General features: G+C 59.1%; 24 protein-coding genes and 1 pseudogene. 20 read left to right on the plus strand and 5 right to left on the minus strand.

Annotation, left to right across the window (positions count from 1 at the left end):
• Positions 1-219 precede the first annotated feature (219 nt).
• The 6 genes from ACP4CD_RS03600 (at position 220) to ACP4CD_RS03625 (ending at position 7,727) form a co-directional block, all read left to right on the plus strand.
• Positions 220-969, plus strand: coding sequence for a hypothetical protein (locus ACP4CD_RS03600; protein WP_064030256.1), 750 nt, complete (start codon positions 220-222; stop codon positions 967-969).
• Between the two features lie 104 nt (positions 970-1,073).
• Complete coding sequence (locus ACP4CD_RS03605; protein ID WP_426993586.1) at positions 1,074-2,231, plus strand: SEC-C metal-binding domain-containing protein; 1,158 nt, start codon at positions 1,074-1,076, stop codon at positions 2,229-2,231.
• Positions 2,222-2,713: a sulfotransferase family protein gene (locus ACP4CD_RS03610; RefSeq protein WP_426993587.1), complete on the plus strand. Its 492-nt coding sequence runs from the start codon at positions 2,222-2,224 to the stop codon at positions 2,711-2,713. Before ACP4CD_RS03605 ends, ACP4CD_RS03610 begins: the two co-directional genes overlap by 10 nt.
• Before the next feature lie 177 nt (positions 2,714-2,890).
• On the plus strand, positions 2,891-3,403 hold the full coding sequence (locus ACP4CD_RS03615) for an RNA polymerase sigma factor (protein ID WP_083385966.1): 513 nt from the start codon (positions 2,891-2,893) through the stop codon (positions 3,401-3,403).
• A 70-nt stretch (positions 3,404-3,473) separates the two neighbouring features.
• Positions 3,474-4,751, plus strand: a complete 1,278-nt coding sequence (locus ACP4CD_RS03620) for a FecR family protein (RefSeq protein ID WP_426993589.1) — start codon at positions 3,474-3,476, stop codon at positions 4,749-4,751.
• Between the two features lie 555 nt (positions 4,752-5,306).
• A complete protein-coding gene (locus ACP4CD_RS03625) occupies positions 5,307-7,727 on the plus strand; it encodes a TonB-dependent siderophore receptor (protein ID WP_426993591.1) in 2,421 nt (806 codons plus the stop codon).
• Positions 7,728-8,205: 478 nt separating this feature from the next.
• Here the strand turns inward: ACP4CD_RS03625 and ACP4CD_RS03630 are convergent.
• The 3 genes and pseudogenes from ACP4CD_RS03630 to ACP4CD_RS03640 form a co-directional block, all read right to left on the minus strand.
• A pseudogene (locus ACP4CD_RS03630) lies at positions 8,206-8,466 on the minus strand (type II toxin-antitoxin system RelE/ParE family toxin).
• A 41-nt stretch (positions 8,467-8,507) separates the two neighbouring features.
• A complete protein-coding gene (locus ACP4CD_RS03635; protein WP_426993593.1) occupies positions 8,508-8,780 on the minus strand; it encodes a ribbon-helix-helix domain-containing protein in 273 nt (90 codons plus the stop codon).
• Positions 8,781-8,900: 120 nt separating this feature from the next.
• The gene (locus ACP4CD_RS03640) at positions 8,901-9,230 is read right to left on the minus strand and encodes a DUF433 domain-containing protein (protein WP_426993595.1); all 330 of its coding nucleotides are present in this window, start codon (positions 9,228-9,230) and stop codon (positions 8,901-8,903) included.
• A 172-nt stretch (positions 9,231-9,402) separates the two neighbouring features.
• Here ACP4CD_RS03640 and ACP4CD_RS03645 point away from each other — a divergent pair, with 172 nt between their 5' ends.
• The 6 genes from ACP4CD_RS03645 (at position 9,403) to ACP4CD_RS03670 (ending at position 15,657) form a co-directional block, all read left to right on the plus strand.
• On the plus strand, positions 9,403-9,588 hold the full coding sequence (locus tag ACP4CD_RS03645; RefSeq protein ID WP_426993597.1) for a YezD family protein: 186 nt from the start codon (positions 9,403-9,405) through the stop codon (positions 9,586-9,588).
• 117 nt (positions 9,589-9,705) lie between these two features.
• On the plus strand, positions 9,706-11,271 hold the full coding sequence (locus tag ACP4CD_RS03650; protein WP_426993598.1) for an OprO/OprP family phosphate-selective porin: 1,566 nt from the start codon (positions 9,706-9,708) through the stop codon (positions 11,269-11,271).
• A 135-nt stretch (positions 11,272-11,406) separates the two neighbouring features.
• Positions 11,407-12,405 (plus strand): sulfate ABC transporter substrate-binding protein, encoded by a 999-nt coding sequence (locus ACP4CD_RS03655; RefSeq protein ID WP_426993600.1) that lies wholly within the window; start codon positions 11,407-11,409, stop codon positions 12,403-12,405.
• 29 nt (positions 12,406-12,434) lie between these two features.
• On the plus strand, positions 12,435-13,337 hold the full coding sequence (locus ACP4CD_RS03660; protein WP_426993601.1) for an EAL domain-containing protein: 903 nt from the start codon (positions 12,435-12,437) through the stop codon (positions 13,335-13,337).
• A gap of 121 nt (positions 13,338-13,458) precedes the next feature.
• A complete protein-coding gene (cysK, locus tag ACP4CD_RS03665; protein WP_426993603.1) occupies positions 13,459-14,406 on the plus strand; it encodes a cysteine synthase A in 948 nt (315 codons plus the stop codon).
• Between the two features lie 291 nt (positions 14,407-14,697).
• A complete protein-coding gene (locus ACP4CD_RS03670) occupies positions 14,698-15,657 on the plus strand; it encodes a calcium-binding protein (RefSeq protein ID WP_426993605.1) in 960 nt (319 codons plus the stop codon).
• Between the two features lie 744 nt (positions 15,658-16,401).
• Here the strand turns inward: ACP4CD_RS03670 and ACP4CD_RS03675 are convergent.
• Positions 16,402-18,201, minus strand: a complete 1,800-nt coding sequence (locus ACP4CD_RS03675) for an alkaline phosphatase family protein (protein WP_426993607.1) — start codon at positions 18,199-18,201, stop codon at positions 16,402-16,404.
• A 179-nt stretch (positions 18,202-18,380) separates the two neighbouring features.
• Between ACP4CD_RS03675 and ACP4CD_RS03680 the strand changes: the two genes are divergently transcribed.
• From ACP4CD_RS03680 to ACP4CD_RS03690, 3 genes are all read left to right on the plus strand, one after another.
• Entirely contained in the window at positions 18,381-18,506 is a 126-nt protein-coding gene (locus ACP4CD_RS03680; RefSeq protein WP_302848343.1) for a hypothetical protein, read from the plus strand.
• A 450-nt stretch (positions 18,507-18,956) separates the two neighbouring features.
• Complete coding sequence (locus ACP4CD_RS03685; protein ID WP_426993609.1) at positions 18,957-19,502, plus strand: TlpA family protein disulfide reductase; 546 nt, start codon at positions 18,957-18,959, stop codon at positions 19,500-19,502.
• 104 nt (positions 19,503-19,606) lie between these two features.
• Positions 19,607-20,575: an FAD:protein FMN transferase gene (locus ACP4CD_RS03690; RefSeq protein ID WP_426993611.1), complete on the plus strand. Its 969-nt coding sequence runs from the start codon at positions 19,607-19,609 to the stop codon at positions 20,573-20,575.
• A 334-nt stretch (positions 20,576-20,909) separates the two neighbouring features.
• On the opposite strand, the gene ACP4CD_RS03695 is transcribed toward ACP4CD_RS03690, so the two are convergent.
• Positions 20,910-21,578 (minus strand): ComF family protein, encoded by a 669-nt coding sequence (locus ACP4CD_RS03695; protein WP_426993613.1) that lies wholly within the window; start codon positions 21,576-21,578, stop codon positions 20,910-20,912.
• A 105-nt stretch (positions 21,579-21,683) separates the two neighbouring features.
• On the opposite strand from ACP4CD_RS03695, the gene bioB reads away from it, so the two are divergent.
• The 5 genes from bioB to bioD are packed head-to-tail and all read left to right on the plus strand — an operon-like array spanning position 21,684 to position 26,059.
• On the plus strand, positions 21,684-22,673 hold the full coding sequence (bioB, locus tag ACP4CD_RS03700) for a biotin synthase BioB (protein WP_426993615.1): 990 nt from the start codon (positions 21,684-21,686) through the stop codon (positions 22,671-22,673).
• Positions 22,673-23,830 carry an 8-amino-7-oxononanoate synthase gene (bioF, locus tag ACP4CD_RS03705; RefSeq protein ID WP_426993617.1) on the plus strand — a complete coding sequence of 386 codons (1,158 nt, stop codon included), beginning with the start codon at positions 22,673-22,675 and terminating at the stop codon, positions 23,828-23,830. Before bioB ends, bioF begins: the two co-directional genes overlap by 1 nt.
• Positions 23,827-24,588: a pimeloyl-ACP methyl ester esterase BioH gene (bioH, locus tag ACP4CD_RS03710; protein WP_426993619.1), complete on the plus strand. Its 762-nt coding sequence runs from the start codon at positions 23,827-23,829 to the stop codon at positions 24,586-24,588. The genes bioF and bioH overlap by 4 nt, the downstream gene beginning before the upstream one ends.
• Positions 24,585-25,367 (plus strand): malonyl-ACP O-methyltransferase BioC, encoded by a 783-nt coding sequence (bioC, locus tag ACP4CD_RS03715; RefSeq protein ID WP_426993620.1) that lies wholly within the window; start codon positions 24,585-24,587, stop codon positions 25,365-25,367. The genes bioH and bioC overlap by 4 nt, the downstream gene beginning before the upstream one ends.
• Positions 25,364-26,059: a dethiobiotin synthase gene (gene bioD / locus ACP4CD_RS03720; protein ID WP_426993621.1), complete on the plus strand. Its 696-nt coding sequence runs from the start codon at positions 25,364-25,366 to the stop codon at positions 26,057-26,059. Before bioC ends, bioD begins: the two co-directional genes overlap by 4 nt.
• Positions 26,060-26,102: the final 43 nt, after the last annotated feature.

Genomic DNA, 26,102 nt, shown 5'->3' on the forward strand with positions numbered 1-26,102 from the left:
GGTCCGGTTTTTGCCGAGCTAACTCCGGCCGCTGGCGCGGTCCGAGTTTGACGCGAGCCGGCGGGTTTGCCTGGAGGCGCGGTTCTCGTGGAAGCGGTTATCGCCGCGCGAATCCGCCGTGGCGGCGGTATCCATAATGTCGGCATTGATTTGCCGGCTGCAGTGAAAACGGCTTAATCGATCATTTATCAATCAATATCAAACACAGGGAATTTCACAATGAAGCATGTATTACGCACCGCTATCGCGGCCGGCTTGGCGCTGACCGCAATCGGTTCGGCCCAGGCCAATACCCTCAGCGTCGACGGCACGCTGTTCTTGCAAGCCGGCGGTACCACCTTCGATACCTGGAAGGTCGCCATGACCACTGCCGGCAGTTTTAGTGTCGATGTGTTGGCTTACGAAGCATCGCAAAGCAACGTCGCGACCGCCGGTTATTTCGCGGCCGATCTGAACGGCGACGGCGAACTGACTTGGCTGGACCCGGATACCCATTGGTATTTGGACGACGGTTCCGCCGGCTTGACCGCCGCCAACCATTTGGCCCGTTGCGACGACATCGCCAACAATTGCGCGACCGTCAATACCCCCACGATCAGCTTGGTCAGCCGAACTCAAGTGCAGGGCGCGGCGGACGGTTCGATTCACTTCCGTCGCGATCCGGCCTTCGACATTACTCTGGCCGCCGGTAACTACCAATATGTGATGTCCGATTATCGCTTGACCGACGCCGAAGCGGCGGCCGGCATCAACTCCGGCGATAGCTTTTCGGCGCCAACCGGCTTCGTCAATCCGATTTTGGATCACGGCGACTACCGGATCACTTTCAGCTCGGATACCTTGCATTTCGCGGTCAGTGGCAACACCATCACCGTCTCGCAAGTGCCGCTACCCGGCGCGGTCTGGTTGTTCGGCAGCGTTTTGGCCGGTTTTGGCGTAACGGTTCGGCGCAAGGCGCGGGTGGCTTAAAATTGGCCGATGTTTGCTCCGCGACACCGGAGCGGCCGGCCAGGCCCTACCGTTTTGGTGTTTGTCGGTTATGATGCCGCCTCCCGCGTTAACCACGATTGACGATGACAATATCCGCCCCGGCCAGACCCGGTCGTAACGATCCCTGCCCGTGCGGCAGCGGTAAAAAATTCAAACATTGCTGCGCCGAGAAGGCCGAGGCCGGGAGCGGCGACTCCGACCCGAAGCAATTGTTGGAAACCGCCCGCTACCACGCCTATCAACGCCGCGACTTTCTCGCCGCCGAACAGACTTATCGGCAAGTATTGGCGATCAAGCCCAATCACGCCGAAGCTTTGGCCGGCGTCGGCCAAGGCTTGTGTTGGCGGCATCGGCTCGCCGAGGGCAAGCAATATCTGGCCAAGGCCACCAAGGCCATGTTGCGCCAACCGGAAAAGATCGACGCTAGGGTCTTGCTGGAATTCGCCGAGCAAATGCAAATGTGGGGCGACATCGACTTGGCGTTGCAATTGGCCAGGGCCGCCGCCAAGCGCATGCCGGTCAGCGCCTCGGCGCAATATGCGATCGCCGCCTGTCTGCACCGCTTGAACCACACCGATCAAGCCATCGCCCAGATGCAAAAAGTCCTGCAATTGGCGCCGAGCGACGCCGGCTGCCAAATCCTGATGGCCTTGCTGGAAATCGACAAGAAACGGATGGACGACGCCAGCGGGCGGCTGGAGCGGGTCGTTGCCGCCGAGCAAAATGGCGGGCAGTTGGCGCGGGCTTGCTTGGAGCTGTCCAAGGTCTACGATAAACAACAGCGCTACGCCGAAGCCTTCGAGATGTTCTCGAGGGCCGGCGCGTTGGCGGCGGCTAGTCCGGAAGCCCGGAACGTGGACGCCAATTATCTGTTCGACCGGATCGCCTTGTTCAAACACGGTTACGACGATGCCTTGCTGGGACGCTGGCGCGTAACCGACTTTGCCGACAATTTGCCGGTCCCGGCATTCTTGATCGGATTCTTGCGCTCCGGTACCACGCTGACCGAGCAAGTGCTGGCCGCGCATCCCGAGGTACTGACCTCGGACGAAAACCACTTGATCGAGGAAGTGGCACAAGAGTTGGCCGCGGCGACCGGCATCGCCGGCGATACGCCGGCCGCGCTGAAGGCCCTGGATATTGCCGGCGCGCGTCGCTTGCGGGCGTTTTACTGGCAACGTGCCGTGGAGGAATTCACGTCGGCCGCGTTGAAAAAACTTTCGTCAACAAGGTGGCGCTAAACAGTATCGAAACCGGCCTGATCGCCACTTTGTTTCCGGAAGCAAAAATTCTGTTCGCGCTCCGCGATCCGCGCGATGTGTGTTTGAGTTGCGCGATGCAATCGTTCGCGTTGGCGCCGGCCACCGTCAATCTGCTGTCCTGGCAAGGCATCGCCCGCCAGTACGCGGCGGTGATGGATTTGTGGCTGAGCCTGCGCGATCGGATCGCCCCGGTCTATCTGGAATTGCGCTACGAGGATGTGGTCGACGATTTCGAAACCAGCTTTCGGCGGGTGTTCGAGTTGCTGGGCGTCGAGTGGCGCCCGGAAGTGCAACGCTTCCACGAGCGTTCGGCCGGCCGTTACGTGGCCACGCCCAGCTTTGGGGCAGTGTCTCGGCCGATTTACCGTAGCGCCGTCGCCCGCTGGCACGGTTACCAAGCCCAATTTCAAACCATCCTGCCCATGCTGGAGCCCTATCTCAAGGCCTTCGGTTACGTCTGATCCTCGTGTAGTCGAATGATGTTGTGATTTAACATAGTTCAATAACGGGAGGCCGCAATGCGCGAGTTCGGCCTATCGACAGCCTTTTGATTTTAAAAAAATTTTCGCTTACGGCGTTAATTTTGCTAGCCGATTCGGTTCAGCTGCCCATTCGGACGTAATCAAAACCGGCGACCCATGTCATTTCACCCGCATCAATCGTTGCAAGAGCTGTACGTCAGTTGCCACGGCGAGCTGGAAGCCGTGCTGTTTTCGCGCGTGCGTTGCCGGGAAACCGCCGCCGACCTTTGCCAGGAAGCCTTTGTCCGTTTATGCCGCAGCGACGATCTGGGTAATGTCGGCAATCTGAAAGCCTATTTATTCCGTACAGCGCAGAATCTGCTGTTCGACCACTACCGCAGCCAGACCGTACGCAATAACGCGATCGTCGATTGGCCGGAAGACGAGCCGCCGGAAGCCGAAGATCCGCGTTGCGCCGAGACCGTCGCGCTGGCGGAGCAGGATTTGGATAGGCTGATCGAAGCCATGACCAGCTTGTCGCCTTTATGCCAGCGGATTTTTTATTTAAACCGCTTCGAGGGCATGAAGCAGCGCGAAATCGCCGAAACCCTGAATATCTCGGTTCGCACTGTCGAAGAGAACGTCAAAAAGGCGCTGCTGCATTGCGCCAAAACCCTGGATCAGTCCTAGCCGGTCATGTGGTTCCGGGCTTGGGCCTCGTCTATGATATATCTCCCCACCGTTCAACCAGGAATTGACCATGTCCACCGAACCGATGCCGGATGATGCCGAGCGTTTGCTGGAACAGGCTTGCGCTTGGTTAAGTAGACTGCATTCGGGTGAATTTCCCGTGTCCGCGCGGCAAGAGCTGAACGCCTGGCGCGCCGCCGACAGCGCCCACGAACAAGCCTGGCAACGCGCCGAAACGCTGTGGGCGGGCTTGGGGCAACTGCGCGGCCGCCGCATCATTCCCGGTGCGCAACCGTTGCCGGGGGAAGGGAGCTTACAAGCCAAAATACAACCCTCTCCCTCTGGGAGAGGGCAGGGTGAGGGGATGCAAACTAACGCTTTGACGCATTTTGATTCCCTCGCTCCAACCCTCTCGGTAATCGATCCCGACATTACCCTATCTTCTGTATCGATGCAGTCGCCCCGAGAAGAAAGCGAGCTGTTACGACAGTCTCCAAGGCAAGGTGGCAGGCAAGCGAAGGCAGCGGATGTGGTGGCTGCAAGTCCGGTTGCCATGCTGGATTCCCGTCTGCGCGGAAATGACAGCCTCAGGGATTTTAAAGACAACGTTGACAACAGAACGCACCGCCGACGCCGTGGCCGGTCGTTAGGTTTGGCGGTAGCCTGCTGTGCATTGCTGGCTACCACGTTGAGCGTGCTGTATCCGCCGGCATTCTGGCGCGCGGACTACTCGACCGGTAAGGGCGAGCGGCGCAGCGTGACTTTGGCCGACGGCTCGCGGGTGATGCTTAACACCGCCACGGCCCTGGCCATCCACTTCGACGCCGGCACGCGCCGGGTGGAGTTATTAGCCGGCGAAGCGTTTTTTGACGTGGCTAAAAATCCGCGACGGCCGTTCGTGGTCACTGCCGCCGGCAGCGAAGTGCGGGCGGTGGGTACGGCCTTCGCCGTAAAGCGACAACCCGAGCAGACCGAAGTCGAACTGGTCGAAGGGATAGTTGAAATACAAGACGCGGGGCAGCAACACCAACAACGCCTGACGGCGGGACAGTCTGCGTCGATAGGCGCCACCGGCATCGCTTTAAAAAACGCCGGCCAACCGGACGGCATGGCGTTGTGGCGGGCTGGCTATCTGCAATTCGACGGCTTGCCGCTAAGCGACGCCATTGCCCAAATCAACCAATACCGTCCCGGCCGCGTCGTGTTGCTGAATACCGCGCTGGCCGACAAGCGCATCAGCGGTCTGTTTCGCTTGGATGCGCTGGATCAAGCCATCGCCAGTTTAAAAGCCGCCATCCCGGCGCTGCAAATAGTCAGCATCACGCCCTATCTGGTGGTGTTGCGTTAGGCGCTGTTCACACCCCGCACCTTCTCCCGACGCACAAAAAACCTCTCTTGCTGGACGACTGCAGGGATGCAGGAGGTAGGGCAACGCTGGCAGCAGTTGCCGAGAGGGTAGGGTGATGAGAGTTAAAACAACGGAGCCGGATGGGTACGACTGCATGGATGCAGGAGCTAGAGCAACGCATGGAGCAGTTGCCGAGAGCGCAGTGAAACCCATCATCGAGAATTTGTTCCCGCCTCAAATCATTTTCCAAGCCCACCACGACACCCCAAGTATTAAGGCTTTGTTCGCGTTAATGGTTGAATCAGATCGAAGCCGTCATCCCGGCATGGATTGCCGGGATCCATGGCACAAGGATGTGTTGAAACTTTGCATCCGTGGCTTCTGGGCCCCGGCAATCCATGCCGGGGCGACGCCAACGATAAACGCGAACCGTCCATTCCGAACTCTCCCAACAAAAAATCCATGATCGCCCGATGTGGGTTTTTAAAAAGTTTCCGTCTTAACTAACACCAGCCCAATTGCTGCCGTGTAACCCGACCGAAACTAGGAGTATCCATGTCCAACGCAAAGTATTGCAATCATTCAGCCGGCAAGGGCCGGCGCCATGCCGCCAAAGCTGTCTTACTCGCGGCGTTGATCTCGCAAACCGCCCACGGCGATGCTGCCGGCAAACACCATTTTGATATCCCCGCCCAGTCGCTGAATCAGGCCTTATTGATGTTCGGCAGGCAAGGCCAGCAGCAACTGATGTACGGCACCGATATTGCCGATAATCTGCGCAGCGGTGCCCTACACGGCGACTACACCGCCGATGAAGCAATCAGGATTTTATTGGGTGACGCGCCGTTACAGGCCGTGACGACCGGGGACGGGGCCATCACCTTACAGCCGCGAGCGGCGGAGCTGCACAACAATCTGGGGCCGCAGACCATGCCGGCGGTGCAGGTGGTTGGCAAAGCTACTTACGATTCGACCGATCCCTATAATCCGGATTACAGTTTGCCGAATGCCAGTACGGCAACCAAAACCGACACACCGATCATGGAAACACCTTATTCGATACAGGTTGTTCCAAAACAAGTGATTGAAGATATTCAGGGAATACGTCCTAACGATGCGTTGGATTACGTGAGCGGCATTTATCGTAGTAGCGGTTCGGGAGATTTTTTTGAGTCCTCGACACGTCGTGGATTCAACAGCTTGAGCGGAGACTATCGAGATGGGGCGCCGTTTCCCGTGGCGGACTACATTATAGGCGGACGAGATTTGGCTAGTACCGAGCGTGTCGAAGTGTTAAAAGGCCCGGCATCTTTACTGTACGGCATGACCAATCCGGGTGGCGTGGTGAATTACATAACCAAAAAACCGTTGGCGACGCCTTATTATTCGTTGCAACAGCAATTCGGTTCTTATGACCTATATCGTACTACTGTCGATGCTACGGGGCCGATCTCGGACGACAAATCGTTACTCTATCGATTCAACCTTGCCTACAAAAGCGCCGATTCATTCCGAGATTTCGTTAATAGCGAAAGGACTTTTATCGCACCTATGGTGACTTGGAATATCAGCCCTAGGACTCAAATAAACTTCGAATTGGAATACGACACCGGCCACGTGGTGTTTGACCGCGGCATCCCCGCCATCGGAAATCGACCCGCCAACTTACCGCAAAACCGTTTTTTGGGCGAACCGGTTAATTATGAGTACGAGCGCGTCATGGTCGGCATGAATTGGTCACATGCATTTAACGATAACTGGACATTGAGTCATCGATTCAACATGCAATTTCTCGGACAAAACGGCGTGACTTCAGCAGTAACAGGTTTTTTTGATAATCAAACAGTGAACCGCTTTGGGCTTTACCAGTCCCAAAACCCAGGGAATCAACCGGTTTACTACAATAGCGTGAACCTTACCGGACACTTCAATACAGCCGGATTAAAGCATACTCTGTTATTGGGTGGCGATCATTACCACACGTCTGTTGATACGATCCAGCGGTTTGTATCCGGTCCGAGTAATAGAATTAACATTTTTAATCCGCAATATCTTGGCCTCCCAGCCGCCTTGGGCAACCCAGCAACTAACAATCAGCTATCGCTAGCGAGCGATTGGTTCGGTTTATATCTGCAAGATCAGATCAAGTTGCCTTTCGACCTTAGCATGCTAGCGGGTTTCAGGTACGACAGCGCGGAATCGAGCACGGTTTTCAACGGCAGCCGGTCTGAGATTCCGCGTCAGGACAATCTGTCTCCTCGTGGCGGCGTAGTTTGGCAAGCTTTGCCTGAGCTTAGCGTATATGGCAGCTACTCCGAAAACTTTACATCGGTTAGCAGCCCTGGAATAGGCGGCAATTTGCTTCAGCCTGAAACGGCACAGCAATGGGAATTTGGTTTGAAAACTGAACTGTTCGACAAGCGGTTTATAGGAACGTTAGCTTGGTTTGATCTGACAAAACAAAATGTCAGAATTCCCGATCCACATCTATCTGGAAATTTTCTATCGATCGGCGAAGCTAACAGTGCTGGATTGGAACTTGATATTAAAGGCGAAGTACTTCCAGGTTGGAATATTATTGGGTCCTACGCATACACTCCGGATGCAACCGTTACGGTTGGCAGAGAAAGCGAAATTGGACGCCGATTCCGCGGTGTTCCTCGTCATGGCGCGAGCCTATTTTCGACTTACGAATTGCAATCAGGGCTATTGCAGGGTTTCAAATTCGGCGGGGGCGTCATTACCAGAAGCTCTCAGACAACCGATATTGCTGCAACGACCGCCGTATTACCGGGTTATGCAACGGTAAACTTGTTCAGCAGCTACGCTTGGAAGGTCGGTGGAAGCACATTAACCACGCAATTCAATGTCAATAATTTATTGGATAAAGAGTATTTTCCTTCTTCATTTAACCGCAACGGTATAGAAGTTGGCGTGCCGAGAACGTTTATGGGGTCTGTGAGGATTGAGTACTAATTTTTTAGAGACCGCGTACGTTGGGCTTGTGTAGGTGGTGAGGTACGAACCCCAACATTGATGGCCTTTAACTTGTCGATGACTTCATTGTTGCGTTGTCGATGGTTTGCTGGTGGTTTTACGGTTGTCGTGTTGGGGTTCCTGTCGTCAACCTACGCTCTGGCGTGAATGGTGTCTTGCTATTCGCAAACGCTTCGCAGGCTTGGGCGCAAACCAAAATGCCTCGGCCGCAGGGTTTTTAGCTTGGTTCGCGAGGCTATGGTGGCCCGTTCCCAAGCTTAAATGCCTGGCGAGGATAGCAAAACACCGCAAGCTTAGTTGCCTTGCGCGCGAGGCTTTGAGCTTAATTCGCAAGGCTATTTGGGTTCACGCGCAAGCTTTAATGTCTGGCGAGGATAGCGTAAAGCTTTTTGCGCGAGTCTCAAGACCTTACGCACAAGGCTAAAAGCCATAATGCTACACCAATGTGCATCGGCGATTAGACCACGTTGGGTAAATCCCTGGCGCCATGAATGACGCGAACTATCTGCACGCCATCGGTTAGGATTCTGTAAAGGATAAGGTATTTGCCCGATATAAAATACCGTAGCTCTGGTGCAATATCCGGGCGTTAGCGACTCATCTGGGGATTGTCCGCCAGCATGATGAAACGATGTTCCATGTCATCCAGTACTCTATCAGCCGCGAGGGGATTATCTTGGGCAATGTAGAGCCATATCTCAATAAATCTTCTTCGGATTGAGTAGTACGCTGGACGCTACCCATGGATAGTTTGCCGTGCTATTTAGTGGATGATGCAAGGCGTTTTCTGGCCTCCATCTTAATGGCATCCATATCGGTAAATTTTCCAGAGCCGCTATCAATACCTGTCTGCCAAAGACTTTTCAGAACTTGAAGTTCACTTTTCTGCAATGACCGATTAGTTTTCCAGTCGCGCAATGCTTCACGGACGAGTTCGCTTGAACTGGCGTATTCACAACTTTCAACACATTGCCGCAATATATTCGCCAATTCGGGTGTTAAAGCGATAGATATTTTTTCGACGTTGGTCATGTTAATTACCTCCGGCAATGATGGTAGTCATGTTTCACGCAATCGGCAAATGATTCTTGAGCATCTACCGGCTTTGGGGTACGGTCGGAAACTTACGCTGTCGGGCATCAATCTAATACGTCACGCCGCCAGCCGTTCAAAATCGACACGCTTGGCGGCATACAATAAACAAGCCTGTGTATCTTGATGCTCCAGGTCAGGAAAATCCTGCAAAATCTCTTCATTGCTCACACCCTCGCCTAGCATCGGCAAAATAGCGCTGACGCGGATGCGCATAGCCCGGATACGCAACGTACCGCCACAGGGTAACGGCTTGACCGTCATGCGATCGGCGAAATCATGCCCAACGTCGCGGTCGCGAAATTGAATCAAGTCGCCGTAGGGCAAGGGTATCTTTGCTGTCGCCGAGACACGCGCTGCTGCCAAGTGGTTGGAATATTGACTATTCATGCTGGTTTTTCAGCAGCCTATCAGCACGTATATCTGATTTATAGATTTGTATTTCAATTTATATCGTTTTTCATCGAATAACGAGCCTCTTATCATCTCCCCAACGTCGCCGGCCGGGTCCGGCAACGGAGCGACTCAATAACGTCCCAGTCCACCACCTCGGGGAGGCGATATGGCAACCGAAACCAATAACCGTTCGTTTAAGCCGGGCAATCATAACGAGATTGCCCTAAAGATTGCGGAGATTCTGCGAGACATCCGCTTTGGTTCCATCGAGGTCGTCATTCACGACGGCCGGGTCGTGCAAATCGACAAGCGCGAAAGATTCCGAGTAGCCGACCCAAAAATACCGATTTGATCCGGTTGCTTTCAAGCACTTATTCGATTCGACCGGATCGCCGGAGACGCCAGCCAAATAACAATAACGACCTTCTGACCGGAACGCCGGAAGCAAGCGATAACAGGAAAACACCACATGACTCATGTTAAACGCCGCCTATTGGTGGGCGCGATCGGCGCGGCGCTATTCGGCGTCGCCGATGCCCAAGCCGCCGACGCCCAAGCGCTGGAGCAGCGCATTCGCGAGCTGGAAGCCAGACTGGAACGGTTCGAGAAAGCGGCCGCCGCGCCGACCGCTGTCGCACCGGTCGCGCAGTCGAATCCGGAAGTAGAGAAGCTCAATCGCAAGATCAACACGCTAGAACGCAAATTGGAAGTGGACAAGGAAGTGGCCGCCACGGCCGCCAGCCGCGCGCCTAAAGTCGAAGGCGGCAGCGACGGCTTTCGGATTTCCTCGGCCGACGGTAAACATCAAGTCCGGATTCGCGGCGCGGTACAAACCGACGCGCGCTTTTTCACCGGCGGTAGTTGGACCGGGGCGACCGCGTCCAACGGTATCAGCGGCGGCGCCGAAACCGACAAGTTCGAGTTGAAGCAAGCCCGGATTTGGTTGGAAGGTAAGTTTTGGGACAGCTTGTACTTCAAAATCATGCCGGATTTCGCGGCTACCAATATCCTGCCGGACGCCTACCTGGATTACGCCTATTTGCCCTACGCCAGCTTGAGCGTCGGTAAGCAAAAAACCCCGCTGAGCTTGGAGCGTTTGCAAGGCGACTCGGACGGTACGTTTCTGGAACGCGCGTTCCCGACCTATCTGGCCAGCAACCGCGATGTCGGCGTGATGTTGCACGGGTCGTTCGCCGCGCCGGGTTACAAGGCCGATTACGCGGGGCCGGTGGATTTCCGCAACTTCGTCAGCTATCAACTCGGCGTGTTTAACGGTTCCGGCGACGACGGCAGCATCGATAAAAACTCGCCGGATACCGACGACGACAAGGAATTTATCGGTCGCTTATGGGTACATCCGTTCCAACACGGCGGCAACCGCTGGCTGGAAGGTCTGGGCCTGGGTGTCGCCGGTACTTGGGAACGGCCTAGCTTGCAAGCCTTGAAAAATCAGGGCACGCCGATAGGGCGATCCACGTTCTTGAATTACAACAGTTTGCGAAGCGCCTATACCGGTACCCTACAGGCGGACGGCGTGCATTACCGGGTTTACCCGCAAGCCTATTGGTATGCCGGTCCGTTCGGCATCATGGGCGAATACGTGTTGTCGGCTCAGGAAGTCATCGCTACCCGGACCGGTCAAAGCATCCCCGGCGTGCGTAACCAACTCAACAATACGGCGTGGCAGGTGCAGCTTTCCTATGTGTTGACCGGCGAAGACAACACCTTCCAAAGCGTCAAGCCGATTCGGCCGTTCAATCCGTTGGAAGGTAGTTGGGGCGCCTTGCAGGTGGCGGCGCGCTGGAGCGAATTCAACGTCGACACCACCGCGTTCAATTACCTGAATCCGGCCAAGTCGGCCAAGCACGCCACGGCTTGGGCTGTGGGTTTCAACTGGTTCCTAAACCAAAACGCCCGAATCATGGCCGATTACGAGCAAACCTACTTCGACGGTGGTGCGGGATTATCGGCCGCGGCATTTGCCAATCGTCCGTCGGAGAACGTATTCGCCACCCGCTTCCAATTGGCGTTTTAACGGATTCGTCATTGCGGCAGGAAGCCGGTTCCGCTGCTCCCAGGACGGGGGCTAGGTTGAGGCTAGACCCACGGATAGTCGCACGGATGCGGACATGGCAACCATTTCACCAAAATAGCTTTTGAGAGATCACTTATGAAGAACAGATTATTCGGTTTGATTGCCGTCACCCTACTGACGGCGGCGGCAAGCAAGACCTTCGCGGCGGACGTGACCTTGTTGAACGTGTCCTACGATCCGACCCGCGAATTCTATAAAGAATACAACCAAGCTTTCGCCAAATACTGGAAAGGCAAAGCCGGCGACAACGTCACCGTCAACCAGTCGCACGGCGGCGGCGGCAAGCAGGCCAGGGCGGTACTGGACGGCCTGGAGGCCGATGTGGTGACGCTGGCGATCTCGGCCGACATCGACCAACTGGCGCGCCGCAACCTGATTCCGGAAAACTGGCAAAGCCAGTTGCCCAACAATAGCGCCCCTTATACCTCGACCATCGTGTTCGTGGTGCGCAAGGGCAATCCGCAGCATGTTAAAGATTGGAGCGATTTGATCAAGCCCGGCCTCAGCGTGGTCACGCCGAATCCGAAAACCTCCGGCGGCGCGCGTTGGAATTACATGGCGGCCTGGGCTTACGCGTTGAAACACAACAACAATAGCGAAGAGGCGGCCAAGGACTTCGTCGGCAAATTGTTCAAGAACACCTCGGTACTGGATACCGGCGCGCGCGGTTCCACCACCACCTTCGCCGAGCGCGACATCGGCGACGTGTTGATTACCTGGGAAAACGAAGCCTATCTGGTGTTGAAGGAATTCGGCGCCGACAAGTACGAAGTCGTCACGCCCAGCTTCAGCATCCTGGCCGAACCGCCGGTGACCGTCGTCGAAGACGTGGCGCGCAAACACGGCACCACCGAAGTCGCGACCGAATACCTGAAGTATTTGTACGGCAAGGAAGGCCAGGAAATCATCGCGAAAAACTTCTACCGCCCGATCGATAAGGACGTGGCGGCCAAATACGCCAAACAGTTCCCGGCGCTGGAGTTAGTGACGATCGCGCAGTTGGGCGGTTGGCCGGAGAACCAAGCGAAACACTTCGCCGACGACGGCATATTCGACAAGATTTACGGACGCTGATCGCGGCCGAAACGATGGAGGGTGACGGGATGGTGCAAACCACGATCGAAGCGATACGGGACGACCTGGAACGGGTACTATATCTGGACCTGGACGAATTCAAACTGGAAGTGGAAGCGGCGCAAGTGCTGAGCCGTTACATCGGTCTGCGCTTGCGTAGCGAGTTTCAACCGATCTACGATACCTCGACCTCGGAGGGCTTGCTGGGTTACGAAGCCCTGCTCAGACCTTCGACTGGCATCGAAGCGGTATCGCCGGACTTCGCATTCGGTTGGGCCGATAATCAAGATAAATTGGTGAAGTTGGATCGGGTGGCGCGCACCTTGCACATGCTCAACTATCTGGAGTTACCGGAAGAGCGCGGCCAATTGTTTTTGAACGTCCATCCCAAGCTGTTGGTCAGCGTCAATACTCACGGCAAGGTGTTCGAACATATTCTGCATCTGCATTCGGTGCCGACCACCCAAGTGGTGTTGGAAATCATGGAAAACGCGGTCGAGGCCGATCGGGCCTTGGCCGAAGCGGTGGACAATTATCGCGATCGCGGTTTCAAGATCGCGATCGACAACTTCGGCAGCCGTCATTACAATCTGGACCGGCTCTGGCATTTGGCGCCGCATTACGTGAAGTTCGACGCCGGCTTGATTCGGGAAGCCGAGCGCGGCGGTAAAATCCGCCGGGTGTTGCCGAAGCTGATCGAGGTGGTCCAGGCCTTGGGCGCCCAACCGGTTATCGAAGGCATCGAAAACGAAATCCAGCTCGACATCGCGCTGGATGCCGGCGGCAAATTGTTGCAAGGTTTTTATCTGGGCCGGCCGGCGCCGGCCGCCGCCTGGCACCAAGTCAAGTCGTCGCGCCGGGAAAACCCGTTGATGCCGGGCGCGCCGCATCATTTCGGCAGCTTCAGCGTCTCCGCCCAATACGGCATGTAAGGCGGGGCGCGCAATGTAGTTCCATGTAGTTCCATGGTGCTGTCCTTTCTCTTGGCATCCTGCTCACGCCGCCGCTAAGGCGGCTTTTTTTGCATCGCGTCAGCCCTGATGGGGAGTCGATATGGCTAACTGGTTTACCGACAATTCCGCTTCGATAGGCCGCACGCCGCTGGTCCGGCTGAATCGGATCGGCCGCGAGCTGCCGGTGACGATCTTCGCCAAAATCGAAAGCCGCAATCCGGCCTATTCGGTGAAATGCCGGGTCGGCGCGGCGATGGTTTGGGCCGCCGAACGGCAAGGCTTGCTCAAGCCCGGCGTGACCTTGATCGAAGCCACCAGCGGCAATTCCGGTATCGCATTGGCGGCGGTGGCCGCCGCGCGCGGCATTCCGATCACGCTGACGATGCCGGATACGATGAGCCGCGAACGCCGGATATTGTTGGGTGCATACGGCGCCAAACTGCTGCTAACCGATGGGAAGCTCGGGATGCGCGGCGCGGTCGAAACGGCCGAACGCGTGGCGGCGGCCGATCCTGATCGCTATTTGCTGCTGGAACAATTTAAAAATCCGGCCAATCCGGCAATACACGAACAAACCACCGGCCCGGAAATCTGGCAAGACAGCGCCGGCGCGGTCGACGTGTTCGTCGCCGGGGTCGGCACCGGCGGCACCATCACCGGCACCGGACGATTTTTGAAACGCCAGGGCAAGCGGATCGAAACCGTGGCGGTGGAACCGGCCGCCAGCCCGGTGCTGACCCAAACCCGCGCCGGCCGGGTGTTACAGCCTGGTGCCCACGGCATTCAAGGCATAGGCGCCGGCTTCGTGCCGGCGATACTCGACCTGGACCTGATCGATCGAATCGAAACCGCCAGCGAAATCGAGGCCGTAGAATACGCCCGTCGTTTGGCCAAGGAGGAGGGTATACTAGCCGGCCTGTCCAGCGGCGCGGCCTTGGCCGCCACGATGCGGTTGGCCGCGTTGCCGGAATACGCCGGACTAAGCTTCGTCGTCATGCTGCCGGATTCCGGCGAACGCTATTTGAGCTCGGCCTTGTTCGGCGCTTGAGGATGGGCAAATCCAGGTGCTGGTTCGAGGACAGGTGCCGGAAAAGCCGGACCCTATGCCGTGGGAGCGACTTCGGCCGTGAATGCAGGCGCATCGACCGAAAAATCCCTTTCAAGTTTCGACGCGGCGTCACCCCCGATTGAACTTTCACTACCGGTTCCGGTATTCATAAACGATTGCGATCGACAGCCGACGTTTCGGCGTTGATGCCGGTTCGGCGCAATCCGGTCGATCGAATGTGCGGCGAAGCATTCGATCCGCGTATAAAACCTAAATTATCCAGGAAATATCATGAGTCAAACTACATTCGCTAAAACCTTACTCGGCCTGACCATCGCCGCCGCATTCAGTCACTCCGCCATCGCCGAAGACACCTGCTTGGGCGCCACGGTGACCATTCAATCCGAAACCGCGATCAAAAAGCTCGACAAACAAGGTAACGAAGTCGTGATGGGCACCAAGGGCGACGACGTCATCATGGGTACCGCTGCCAACGACATCATCGACGGCGGCAAGGGTAACGACTTGATCTGCGGCGGCGGCGGAGACGACACGCTGAAAGGCAATCACGGTAACGATCAATTGGATGGCGGCACCGGTAACGACAACCTGATCGGCGGTAACGGGCATGACAGCTTGTGGGGTGGAGACGATAACGACACGCTGAGCGGCGGTAACGGCAATGACCAACTCAACGGCGGATCCGGGGATGACAGCCTGAGCGGCAGTAACGGCAACGACACCCTGCAAGGCAATGCCGGCCGGGATACGTTAAACGGGGATAACGGCAACGACGGCCTGTACGGCGAAGACAACAACCTGCGCGATCGCAATAAGGACGGCGTTGACGACGATGCCTCAGACGCCGACGACGATACCAGCGTGGATGCCGGCACCAGCGGCGACGATAGCTTGTGGGGCGGCAACGGTAACGACGACCTGAATGGCGGCCCCGGCAGCGACAATCTGTACGGTCAAAACGGCAAGGACAGTCTGGACGGCGGTCTGAACGAAGATAATCTGCTCGGCGGCAACGGCAAGGATACCCTGAGTTACGACAGCGACGACGTTAACTTGGACAGCGGCAAGGGCGCAGACACGTGCGTGCTGAAAACCGAAGCCAACGGCGAAGTCGAGCAGGAATGCGAGCATGGCCCGGAGCAGGACGTACACGAGCACGGCGCCAACCGGGCTTGCTTACTGACCACCAAAAAGAACGGCGAAACCGAGCTGGAATGCGAGCATAGCTAAACCCCAACCGGCAGCGGGCCGGTTGGGGCCGCTGTCGGTTTGACCTTGTTCGGCGCGCCGTCATCGGAGCGCCGACAGCCCCGATCATTGTCCTTTCCTCCAAGCTGGCGGCGTGCTTCGGCGTCGCGACCGGCTCTCGAAGATAGTTTGCCTTGACTTAGCCACCGGGTTTGCATGTCGCGGGCCTCGTTCCGCTCCGACCACTGTAGTGGAATCTCAGCGAGACTGCTGGCTTCGACTCCGCTCAGCCAGCGGGTTAATTCGGCTCAACGCAGCCGGCGGGTTACCGTGGTTCCGCCTCAGCCAGAGCGGGTAGACTCTTCCTAGCCGCCGGCTTACTTTGATGGTGAGCCTTTTACTTCACGGCGTTGGTAACCACGGTAGCGCCATCGTCCTATCCACGCGGGCAATAGAGGTTCCCAAGATGGACCCCGCAACTACGCGGCCCTTGTACCCCAACGTCAATGGCTGCCGGCTCGACCGCGACCTGGAGTTGCAGGTTTAGACGGATGTCAGCAAGGCATTCGGGCTAGGATGTACAAATCAATGTATTTTCTATGTATTTGGGCTGACGGCTTTGATCCGGAATGTCGGCTTCGCTCGGGGCGGTTGGTTGGGTTCCCTTCGGCTTCGCTCAGGGAACGTTGGCTCCGCTCAGGGAACGTTTGCTCCGCTCGGGGAAGGGTTGGTTCCGCACGCTCCCTGAGCGGAGTCGAAGGGGCGTGCGGGCCTGCGGTTTCTACACTAGTCGCGGTCGTGGTGGCGGTCGTCCCGGTCGAAGTCGAACAGCGTCATCAAGTCGCCGATCGCCGGGCCGTTCACGGGCCGGTAAGGGTTTTCGGCGCGCGCCAGCGGATTGGGCAGATTGTCGCGGCTACGCGGCGAAATCGTCGGCAAGTGCCAGTTGCGTTCGATGAATTTCAAGATCGACGCATGATCGTTGTAGGTATGGTCGACGTGGCCTTTCTTGGCGTAGGGCGATACCACCAGTAGCGGAATCCGGGTGCCGTCGCCGAAGAAATCGACGGCTTGCACATAGCCGGAGTCGTAATAGCCGCCGCCTTCGTCGGTGGTGACGACGATGGCGGTGGATGCCCACAGCGCCAGATTGCTCTTGACTTGAGCGATCAGGTCTTGCAAGAACATTTCGTATTGATCGGCGGTCGAGTCGGCGGGATGGCCGGCCAGGGCTTCGAAGGGGCGCACGTAAGACACCGCCGGCAAGGTGCCGTTGGCAACGTCGGTCAGGAAGGCGGAGTAGTTTTGCAGCTTGGCTTCTTCCGCCGGGTTTTTCATGATGCTGCTGAACCCGGTCAGCGGGTCGCAGATACCGCAGTAGGCGTGGAACAGCAACGGTATGCCGTTGACGCCGCCGGCAAAGGTGGTGGCGTCGTCGCCTCGGTCGGCGCTGTAATATTTCCAGGAGACGTTATGAGCGGTCAGTACGTCGGCAATGGTACGCAGGCTTTGCGGCGGCAGCGTGAACTGGTCGGCGCCGAGCGAGCGGGGGCTGGCGCTGGTTTGGTTCCAATACAAGTTGTAGTTGTTGACCAGATAGTAATGGTCTTTTTCGCAATTGTTTTTGCGCAGGCCTTGGCGGATCAGCTCGGCGTTGACGGCCGCGACGCCCGGTTGGGCCGAATCGGCGCAATTGACGTAGGAGCCGCCGCCGTATCCGTCCTGGGTGTAGTAGTTGTTGCTGCCAGCCACCGGATTGGGGTTTTCGATTTGGTTGGCCCAAGGTTTGGCGGCACTGCCGTCGAGCTTGGCCGGATGGGTGAAATAGGCCGCGTGGCCGGTGACCAGGGCCAGGAAATTGGCGCCGGTACCGCCCTGGACCGATTGATGGTAGTTGTCGCTGATGGCGTAGGTGTCGGCGAGGGCTTTGAAGATCGGCGCGTCGCCGGTATTCATATTGTAAAAGCCCATCGAGATGGCGCCTTCCATCGGATTGAAGCCGCCCGCCGGGTAGGGTTTGCCGTCGGAGCCGGTGCCTATGCTTTCTTCGACCCACACGAATTTGTCGTGTTTGCCGCCGTCGAGGTCTTGCCACATTTGAAAGAACCGATGCACCGGGTCGCCGGTGTATTCGTTGTAAGGCGCGTATTTGCTGATTTGATAGGGGCCGTTGGGCAGGTTGCTGGGAAAGCGGTTATCCAAGATGCCGGCGGTTTGGCCGATGGCGTAGGTGGTGTAGGGTTGCGGTAGCCCGAGGTCGTAATCGCCGATGGATTCGGTGACGACCCGGTAGCGGTCGGTGGCGCTGCCGACCCGTTGCTTGGCCAGATCGAAGCGGGGGCCGGGTTCGCCGTCGGCGGTGATGATGCCTTTGCTGAGCAGGTTGTCGATGCGTTGGCCGCGTTTGGGTTGATAGGCGCCGAACAGGTTGTCGAAGGTATGGTTTTCGCCAACGATGACGATCACGTGCTTAATCGGCGTGGCGGTTTTATGTTCGTCTTGCGCTTGCGCCGGGGCGCTAAGCATTAACGCCGATGCGACAGCCGTCGTCAGCGGATAGATAGAGCGGAATTTCGTGGTTCGCATGGACGATCACTCCAAATTCGAATGCATCAAGGGAGGGTTGCGCCATCGCGATGAAGGGATGGCATGCGGCAGCCTAAAGCGGGTTTGTGACGCGACGATGAAGGAGGGGCGGCGGTGGAAAAAATAGTCTTCGCCCGGCCCGAACCGAATGCCCGCGATCAATCGGGTCGGGTTCATCTTTGGCCTACTACCATAGCGAGCGCGAAGCGGCCAAGCGCGACCGGCCGAATGCCCAAACCTTGTTCGACGATTTGCGGACCCGTTTTCCCGGCGGTTCCAGCGCCAAGCCGGCGGCGGCCAGTTAAGGTCGGTCAGGCTATCGCCGGGCAAAAAACACTCGACGCCGAGTATCGTTGGTTCGGCGTCGGGCAAACCGGCCGATCCGCGGTCAGCGGGTTGGTGGCCGTCGCACCGGGCTTAGGTTTAAGTCCGGTCCTCTCGATCGCCGGCATTCGGTTCGGGTCGGGCTCGGCCAAATCCAGGCCGGCGCGCCCTTGGACGGGTCTAGGGCGAGCGGTATTGAAGGGCTGCGCGAACCGTCGGTCAGCATGCGGCCTGCGTTCGTATTTCGGCGGGGCTTAATCGGAACGCGGGCCGGGTGTTGCGGCGGCGGGGATTCGATCGATAAACCGGGGGCGGGGTTTAAGTGGCTTCGGCCGGTGGTCCGGACCGGATAGGTAGCGGACGCCGGGCGCGGGCGGGTTTTTAACGGTCGGCCGTTGGCCGACGCATTTTAATGTTGGGAGAGTTTGACGATGAGCGATACATTGCTAAAGGATTTGATGTGGTTTAAGCGCCGGCCGGCGGCCTGGGCGCTGGCGTTAAGATTGGGGATGGCGGCCGCGCAAGTCGACGCGGCGGCGGTCGATCGGGCCGCGCCGGCTTGCGCGTTACAGGGCATGGCGGACGGCAAGGCCTTGCACTTGCAACAGTTCAAGAATCAAGTCGTGTATGTCGATTTTTGGGCGTCCTGGTGCGGGCCGTGCATGCAATCGTTTCCGTTTATGAACGAGTTGCAGCGCCAACACGGCGCTCAGGGCTTGCAAGTGGTCGCGGTCAATCTGGACGAGGACGCCGCCGATGCCCAGGCGTTTTTGACCAAGGTCCGCCCCGGTTTCGCGGTGGCCGCCGATCCGAGCCGGCAGTGCGCCAAGGACTTTGCGGTGGAGGCCATGCCGTCGTCGTTTTTGATCGACCGCCAGGGCAAGCTGCGCTACATCCATAAGGGTTTCCGGTCCGGCGAGGTGGACGAATTGCAAGGCGTCCTCAAGCAATTGCTGGCCGAGCCGGCCAGCTTGTAGGCGAGGGTTGGGGTAAACGATTGTCGGGTTACACTAGGCGTTTATGCCTTAGGGAAAACCCGACCGGCCGTCGACCATCGCCATTCGTTTCGCATTAACCCGACATGAAACCGAAAAAACCCAGCAAACGCCGTCCGTTAACGTTTTACCGCCGCGAATTCCAAGCCATGGGGACGCCGTGCGAAATCCAATTGTTCGCGATTAGCGCGGCGGCGGCCGGCGCGGCGGCGGATGCGGCGATCGCGGATGTGCGGCGCCTGGAGGCACGCTATTCCCGTTACCGGGACGATAGCTTTTTATCGGAGATCAACCGGAGCGCGGCGCTTGGCGGTTCGATCGCGGTGGACGACGAAACCGCCAGCTTGCTGGATTATGCGCTGACCTGCTACGAGCAAAGCGAGGGCTTGTTCGACGTAACTTCCGGGATTTTGCGCCGGGCCTGGAAATTCGATGCCGGCCGTTTGCCCGAGCCGGCCATGCTGGCGGCGTTGCTGGAGAAGGTGGGCTGGCACCGGCTGTGCTGGCGCCGGCCGGAATTGACGTTTTCGGTCGCCGGCATGGAAATCGATTTCGGCGGCGTCGTCAAGGAATACGCCGCCGATTGCGCGGCGACGATCTGCCGCAACCACGGGGTTCAGCGCGGGGTCGTGAATTTGGGCGGCGATATTCGGGTGATCGGTCCGCGCGGCGACGGCAGTCCCTGGCGGGTGGGTATTCGCGATCCGCGCCGGCAGGGCGGCTTGCTGGATACCTTGAACTTGTACGAGGGCGCGGTGGCCAGCAGCGGCGATTACGAGCGCTGCATGGTCATCGACCAGGTGCGCTACGGGCATATTTTGAACCCGAAGACCGGCTGGCCGGTACGGCATTTGGCGGCGGTGACGGTGGTCGGCGATTTTTGCGTGGTGGCCGGTAGCGCTTCGACGATCGCGATGCTGAAGGAAGGCGACGGCGTCGAGTGGTTGGAGCAACTGAATCTGCCGCATTTATGGGTCGATGTGGCCGGTCGAGGCGGAGGGTCGTTGTTCGGTCCGGCCGAGCCAGCGGCGCAGGGCGCGGGTTCGCCGCGCTGAGCGCTGATTTTACGCTCAAGCTTTCGCCGGCTCGGCCGATAACCCGGTGGTCCGTCCAGTTGGGCGGACAGTGTTCAATCCATGGGAGATCGACATGTCATCCATATCGGGAGTGGGCTCCACGCCGTACGTTCCTCTCGTCAATCAAGCGAAGCCGCCCGTAGAGAATCGGCAGCCCGCGCCGCAACCGGTGCAACCGGTCGCGAAAGATGCCGATGGGGATAACGACGGTAGTAAAGGTAGAAACATCGATACTTACGCTTAGATGCGGGTATCGATAGGGGCAGTAGCGATCGGGCCGGTGAATACCGGCCCGATTTATTTCAGTGGGTCATTAGGCTCGGGCGCAGACCCAGACATCCACCCGGCCGACGCCGGCTCGCTTCAATGCCGTTGCCAGCGCGGCGACGGTGGCGCCGGTGGTCATCACGTCATCGACGATGGCGACGTGGCGGTAAGGTAACGGCCGCGTGGCGCGGAAGGCGTTGCGCAGATTCTTGCGGCGCTGCTTAGCCGGCAACGCGATTTGATGGCCGGTATCCCGCACTCGTTGGCAGCTCCGCGAATCCAGCGGAATCTTCAATTCCTTCGATAAATGCCGGGCGATTTCCATGGCCTGGTTGAAGCCGCGTTCGCGGTAGCGTCCGCGATGCAGCGGCACCGGGATCAGGCATTCCGGCCGTTCGGCCTGGGTTCCGGCGTGGGCCGCCAGCAAGCCGGCCAGCACTCGGGCATTCTTGTAGTCGCGCTGGAATTTCAGGCGGCTCACCAAAAAGCGTAAATGACTGCGGTACAAAAACGGCGCGTAGGTCTCGTCGAAGGCCGGCGTTTTGCTCAGGCAGCGCCCGCACAGCACCGGTTGAGGATGGCGGGTTTCGAACGGTTCGCCGCAGCGGTAGCAGCAGGAAACGTTACGGGGCAGGTCGTCCAGGCAGCCGGCGCACAAGTCCAGGCCGGCATGGCCGGGCGCGCCGCATAATACGCAGCGCGGCGGTAACAGCAAATTCTGTATAATGTTTAGCCAATGGTTTACCATTTTTCTTTAAACAGGTTGATAAGCGGTCCCGGTCACCGCTTGCGCCGCCGCCGAGCATGGGAGAGTAGCAGAATGTCCGCCAGCCAGAAACCTTCGAACCACGTCGCCAACCTTCGTCACGATTGGCAATTGGCCGAGGTCGAGACCTTGTTCGCATTGCCGTTCAACGATTTGATTTTTCAGGCCCAGACCGCGCATCGGGCGTTCTTCGATCCCAACGAAATTCAGGTTAGCAGCTTATTGAGCATCAAGACCGGTTCCTGCTCGGAAGATTGCGGCTATTGCCCGCAAAGCGCCCGCTACGATTCCGATCTGACGCCGGAGGCGCTGATGCCGGTCGAAGCGGTCTTGCAAGCCGCGCAACAAGCGCAGGCCCAGGGCGCTTCGCGGTTTTGCATGGGCGCCGCCTGGCGCAGCCCGAAGGATAGAGACATCGAGCGGGTCGTCGAGATGGTCAAGGGCGTCAAGGCGCTGGGCATGGAAACCTGCGTGACCTTGGGCATGCTGACCGACCGGCAAACCCAAGCCTTGAAGGACGGCGGCCTGGACTATTACAACCACAATCTCGATACCTCCGAGGACTATTACTCGGAAATCATCACCACCCGGACCTATCAGGACCGGTTGGATACGCTGGAGCGGGTGCGCGAGGCCGGCATCAATGTCTGCTGCGGCGGCATCGTCGGAATGGGCGAGTCGGAGGTCGATCGCGCCAAATTATTGCTGCAACTGGCGAATCTGCCCAAGCATCCGGAGAGCGTGCCGATCAATATGCTGGTGCAAGTCGAAGGGACGCCGCTGCACGGCACCGCTACGCTGGACCCGCTGGTGTTCGTGCGCACCGTGGCGGTGGCCAGGATCATGATGCCGGGATCGCGGGTCCGCTTGTCGGCCGGCCGCACCGCGATGAGTGACGAGATGCAGGCCTTGTGCTTTTTGGCCGGCGCCAACTCGATTTTCTACGGCGATAAATTGCTGACCACCGACAATCCGATGACCAGCCACGACCGGCAATTGTTTCAGCGCTTGGGCGTGCGGATGGGCGGCTCCAGTTACGCTTGATGGCCGGCTTTTACGATTTTAGCGGCGAGCTGGGCCGGCTGGAGCAACAAGGTTTGTACCGGCGCCGCCGGGTCGTGGACGGCCCGCAAGGCGTGCTGCTGGACGTGGACGGGCGGCGGATGGTCAATTTTTGCAGCAACGACTATCTGGGGCTGGCCGCCGACCCGCGCCTGGTCGAGGCTTTCCAGCGCGGCGCGGAACGCTACGGCGTCGGCAGCGGCTCCGCGCATTTAATTTGCGGGCATAGTGCCGCGCATCACGCGTTGGAGGACGCATTGGCCGAGTTCACCGGCCGGCGGCGGGCCTTGTTGTTTTCGACCGGTTACATGGCCAACGTCGGGACGATTTCGGCCTTGCTGGGGCGCGGCGATACGGTGCTGGAAGATCGGCTGAATCACGCATCGCTGCTGGACGGCGGTTTGCTGGCCGGTGCCCGGTTTCGCCGCTACCATCACGCCGATCCCACCGACCTGGCCGCGAAACTGGCGACCGGATCGGGCAAGGTCTTGGTGGTCAGCGACGGGGTGTTCAGCATGGACGGCGATTTGGCGCCGCTGCCGGCATTGGCGGCATTGGCCGGCCGCCACGATGCCGGCTTGTTGATCGACGATGCCCACGGCTTCGGCGTGCTTGGCGCGCGCGGCGGCGGCATCGTCGAGCATTTCGGCTTGAGTGCCGAACAGGTGCCGATCTTGATCGGTACCTTGGGCAAGGCCTTCGGCACCTTCGGCGCCTTTGTCGCCGGTTCCGACGACTTGATCGAGCTGCTGATTCAAAAAGCCCGCAGTTATGTGTTTACGACGGCGATGCCGCCGGCGGTCGCCGAGGCCACGCGTACCGCGTTGCGCATCGTGCGCGACGAAACCTGGCGGCGCGAGCGCTTGCGCGAGCTGATCGCGCGTTTCCGGCAAGGCGCCGAGCAACTGGGTTTGCCGCTGATGGCTTCCGAAACCGCGATCCAACCGTTGCCGACCGGCGATAGCGAGCGCGCGGTCGCGCTGAGCCGGGCCTTGGCCGAGCGGGGCTTCTGGGTCGGCGCGATTCGGCCGCCGACGGTGCCGATCGGCACCGCCCGTTTACGGGTGACCTTGACGGCTCTGCACGACGACGCGCAAATCGATGCCTTGCTGGAGGCTTTGAGCGAGCTGGGCGCATGACGTTCATTCATCTGGATAAGCGCGACGGCGGGCCGCCGCTGCTGATGTTGCATGGCTGGGCCATGCACGGCGGCGTGTTGCGCGGGTTCGCCGAGCGCTTGGCCGGCCAATATCAAACCATCGTCGCGGATTTGCCCGGACACGGCCGTAGCGGCGCGCTGGCGCCGTTCGAGCTGGCGGCGGTCGGCGATGCCTTGGTCGCGGCGCTGCCGGTTCGCCGGTTCGCGTTGCTGGGTTGGTCCTTGGGCGGCGCCTTCGCGCTGGACATCGCCGCGCGCTACCCGGAGCGGGTCGAGCAGTTGACCTTGCTGGCCAGCAACCCTAAATTCGTCGGCGACGGCACTTGGCCGGGCATGCGTCCGGCGGTGCTGGATGGCTTTGCCGAGCTGTTGCTGGCCGATGCCAAAACCACGCTGCAACGCTTTCTAGCCCTGCAAGTACAAGGCTTGCCCGAGCAACGGGCGTTGTTGGCGCATTTGCGGCAAACGGTCGCGGATGCGCCGCCGCCGGCCGAAGCGGCGTTGCGCGGCGGGCTGGACATCTTGAAAACCGCCGATTTGCGCGAACAATGGCGGCATTTGCGCTGTCCGGCCTCGGCCATTTTCGGCGGAAGAGACATGCTGGTACCGGTCGCCGCCGCTAAGGCGCTGGCCGATTTAAGGCCGGAGGCCGGCGTGTATTGTCTCGATGCGGCCGGCCACTTGCCGTTTCTGAGCCATCCCGAGCAGGTGATGGCATTGTTGCGGGCGCCGCAATGAGTGCCGCGATTGCCAAACGCGATATTCGCCGTTCGTTCGGCGCGGCGGCGGCCGGCTACGATAGCGTGGCGGCCTTGCAGCGTCGGGTCGGGGCCGAATTGCTGGTCCGATTCGACGTATCGCCGGCGGCCGGCGCTATTGCCGATCTGGGTTGCGGCACCGGTTTTTTGACCGGTTTGTTGCTGGGCCGCGCCGCCGATCGGCCGGTGTATGCGCTGGATATCGCACTGCCGATGCTGCAAGCGGCCAGAGCCAAATGGCCGGCCGGCGTGCGGTATGTGTGCGCGGACGCCGAGCGTTTGCCGCTGGCCGATGCCGGTCTCGGTCAAATCTATTCCAATCTGGCTTTGCAGTGGTGCGCGGATTTGCCGGCGCTGTTCGGCGATTGCCGGCGGGTGCTGGCGCCGGGCGGGCAGCTGGCGTTCGCGACCTTCGGGCCGGGTACCCTGGTGGAGTTGAAGGCGGCTTGGGCCGAGGTCGACGATTACCGGCACGTGAATGCGTTCGTGTCCGGGGCCGAGATACGCGACCAGTTGGCGGCGGCCGGTTGGCACGATGGCGACATCGTCTCGCGGACGTATTCGACCGAATATGCGGCGGTATCGGATCTGATGCGGGAGCTGAAGGGTATAGGCGCGCATAATCTCAACGCCGATCGCAAGCGCGGGCCGACCACGCGCCGGCAATTGCGGGACATGATCGCCGCTTACGAGACTTTAATGCCCGACGCGCGGATCCTTGCCAGTTGGGAGATTCTGTTTGTCAGGGCGTTTCGATGAAAGCCGGCGTGTTTATCACCGGTACCGATACCGACGTTGGCAAAACCTGGGCGACGCTGACCTGGATGCGCCGCTTGCGCGCGGACGGCTACACGGTGGCCGGCATGAAGCCGGTAGCGGCGGGCTGCGAGCGGCGCGACGGCCGTTTCTATAACCGCGACGCCTTGCTGATCCAGGCGGCGTGTTCCACGCCGGCGGACTACGCGGCCATCAATCCCTACGCGTTCGAGGCGGCGATGTCGCCGCATCTGGCCTGCGGCGATATCTTGGTCGATCCGGAGCGTATCGCCGCGCTGGCCGCCGCATTGCATGCGACCGCCGACTGGTTGGTGGTCGAAGGCGCCGGCGGGTGGTATTCGCCGCTGGACGCCGCGTTGGACAACGCCGGTTTGGCGCGTCGGCTGGGATTGCCGGTCGTCGTCGTGGTCGGCATGCGCTTGGGATGCATCAATCACGCGCGCTTGACCGTCGCGGCGGTCGAGCGGACCGGGCTGCGCTGCGCCGGTTGGCTCGCGGTCCGCTTGAGCGAGGCGATGCCGGGTTTCGAAGGCAATCTGGCCTATTTGCAAACCCATTTGTCGGCACCGCTATTGGGGGTTTTACCTTACCGGCTCGAGCCGGATTTCGCCGAGCTGGGGCAACATCTATGCCCACCAAACTGGCAAATGTTTGATTTGCGTCAAAATTTTTAAAGCGGGGATGACGACAATGGCGGCCACCATCCGAGGGCGCGGC

It is taken from the genome of Methylomonas stagni, from assembly GCF_050154735.1.
In the GTDB taxonomy this organism is placed as follows: Bacteria; Pseudomonadota; Gammaproteobacteria; order Methylococcales; family Methylomonadaceae; genus Methylomonas; species Methylomonas koyamae_A.

What these genes read in the sequence shown, in the direction of transcription:
- ACP4CD_RS03675 (WP_426993607.1), bottom strand. Translation starts at nt 18,201, where the DNA reads ATGCGAACCACGAAATTCCGCTCTATCTATCCGCTGACGACGGCTGTC.
- ACP4CD_RS03645 (WP_426993597.1), top strand. Translation starts at nt 9,403, where the DNA reads ATGGCAACCGAAACCAATAACCGTTCGTTTAAGCCGGGCAATCATAAC.
- ACP4CD_RS03670 (WP_426993605.1), top strand. Translation starts at nt 14,698, where the DNA reads ATGAGTCAAACTACATTCGCTAAAACCTTACTCGGCCTGACCATCGCC.
- ACP4CD_RS03655 (WP_426993600.1), top strand. Translation starts at nt 11,407, where the DNA reads ATGAAGAACAGATTATTCGGTTTGATTGCCGTCACCCTACTGACGGCG.
- ACP4CD_RS03625 (WP_426993591.1), top strand. Translation starts at nt 5,307, where the DNA reads ATGTCCAACGCAAAGTATTGCAATCATTCAGCCGGCAAGGGCCGGCGC.
- ACP4CD_RS03620 (WP_426993589.1), top strand. Translation starts at nt 3,474, where the DNA reads ATGTCCACCGAACCGATGCCGGATGATGCCGAGCGTTTGCTGGAACAG.
- bioD (WP_426993621.1), top strand. Translation starts at nt 25,364, where the DNA reads ATGAAAGCCGGCGTGTTTATCACCGGTACCGATACCGACGTTGGCAAA.
- ACP4CD_RS03635 (WP_426993593.1), bottom strand. Translation starts at nt 8,780, where the DNA reads ATGACCAACGTCGAAAAAATATCTATCGCTTTAACACCCGAATTGGCG.
- ACP4CD_RS03660 (WP_426993601.1), top strand. Translation starts at nt 12,435, where the DNA reads ATGGTGCAAACCACGATCGAAGCGATACGGGACGACCTGGAACGGGTA.
- ACP4CD_RS03600 (WP_064030256.1), top strand. Translation starts at nt 220, where the DNA reads ATGAAGCATGTATTACGCACCGCTATCGCGGCCGGCTTGGCGCTGACC.
- ACP4CD_RS03605 (WP_426993586.1), top strand. Translation starts at nt 1,074, where the DNA reads ATGACAATATCCGCCCCGGCCAGACCCGGTCGTAACGATCCCTGCCCG.
- bioH (WP_426993619.1), top strand. Translation starts at nt 23,827, where the DNA reads ATGACGTTCATTCATCTGGATAAGCGCGACGGCGGGCCGCCGCTGCTG.
- bioB (WP_426993615.1), top strand. Translation starts at nt 21,684, where the DNA reads ATGTCCGCCAGCCAGAAACCTTCGAACCACGTCGCCAACCTTCGTCAC.
- bioC (WP_426993620.1), top strand. Translation starts at nt 24,585, where the DNA reads ATGAGTGCCGCGATTGCCAAACGCGATATTCGCCGTTCGTTCGGCGCG.
- bioF (WP_426993617.1), top strand. Translation starts at nt 22,673, where the DNA reads ATGGCCGGCTTTTACGATTTTAGCGGCGAGCTGGGCCGGCTGGAGCAA.
- ACP4CD_RS03615 (WP_083385966.1), top strand. Translation starts at nt 2,891, where the DNA reads ATGTCATTTCACCCGCATCAATCGTTGCAAGAGCTGTACGTCAGTTGC.
- ACP4CD_RS03640 (WP_426993595.1), bottom strand. Translation starts at nt 9,230, where the DNA reads ATGAATAGTCAATATTCCAACCACTTGGCAGCAGCGCGTGTCTCGGCG.
- cysK (WP_426993603.1), top strand. Translation starts at nt 13,459, where the DNA reads ATGGCTAACTGGTTTACCGACAATTCCGCTTCGATAGGCCGCACGCCG.
- ACP4CD_RS03650 (WP_426993598.1), top strand. Translation starts at nt 9,706, where the DNA reads ATGACTCATGTTAAACGCCGCCTATTGGTGGGCGCGATCGGCGCGGCG.
- ACP4CD_RS03690 (WP_426993611.1), top strand. Translation starts at nt 19,607, where the DNA reads ATGAAACCGAAAAAACCCAGCAAACGCCGTCCGTTAACGTTTTACCGC.
- ACP4CD_RS03685 (WP_426993609.1), top strand. Translation starts at nt 18,957, where the DNA reads ATGAGCGATACATTGCTAAAGGATTTGATGTGGTTTAAGCGCCGGCCG.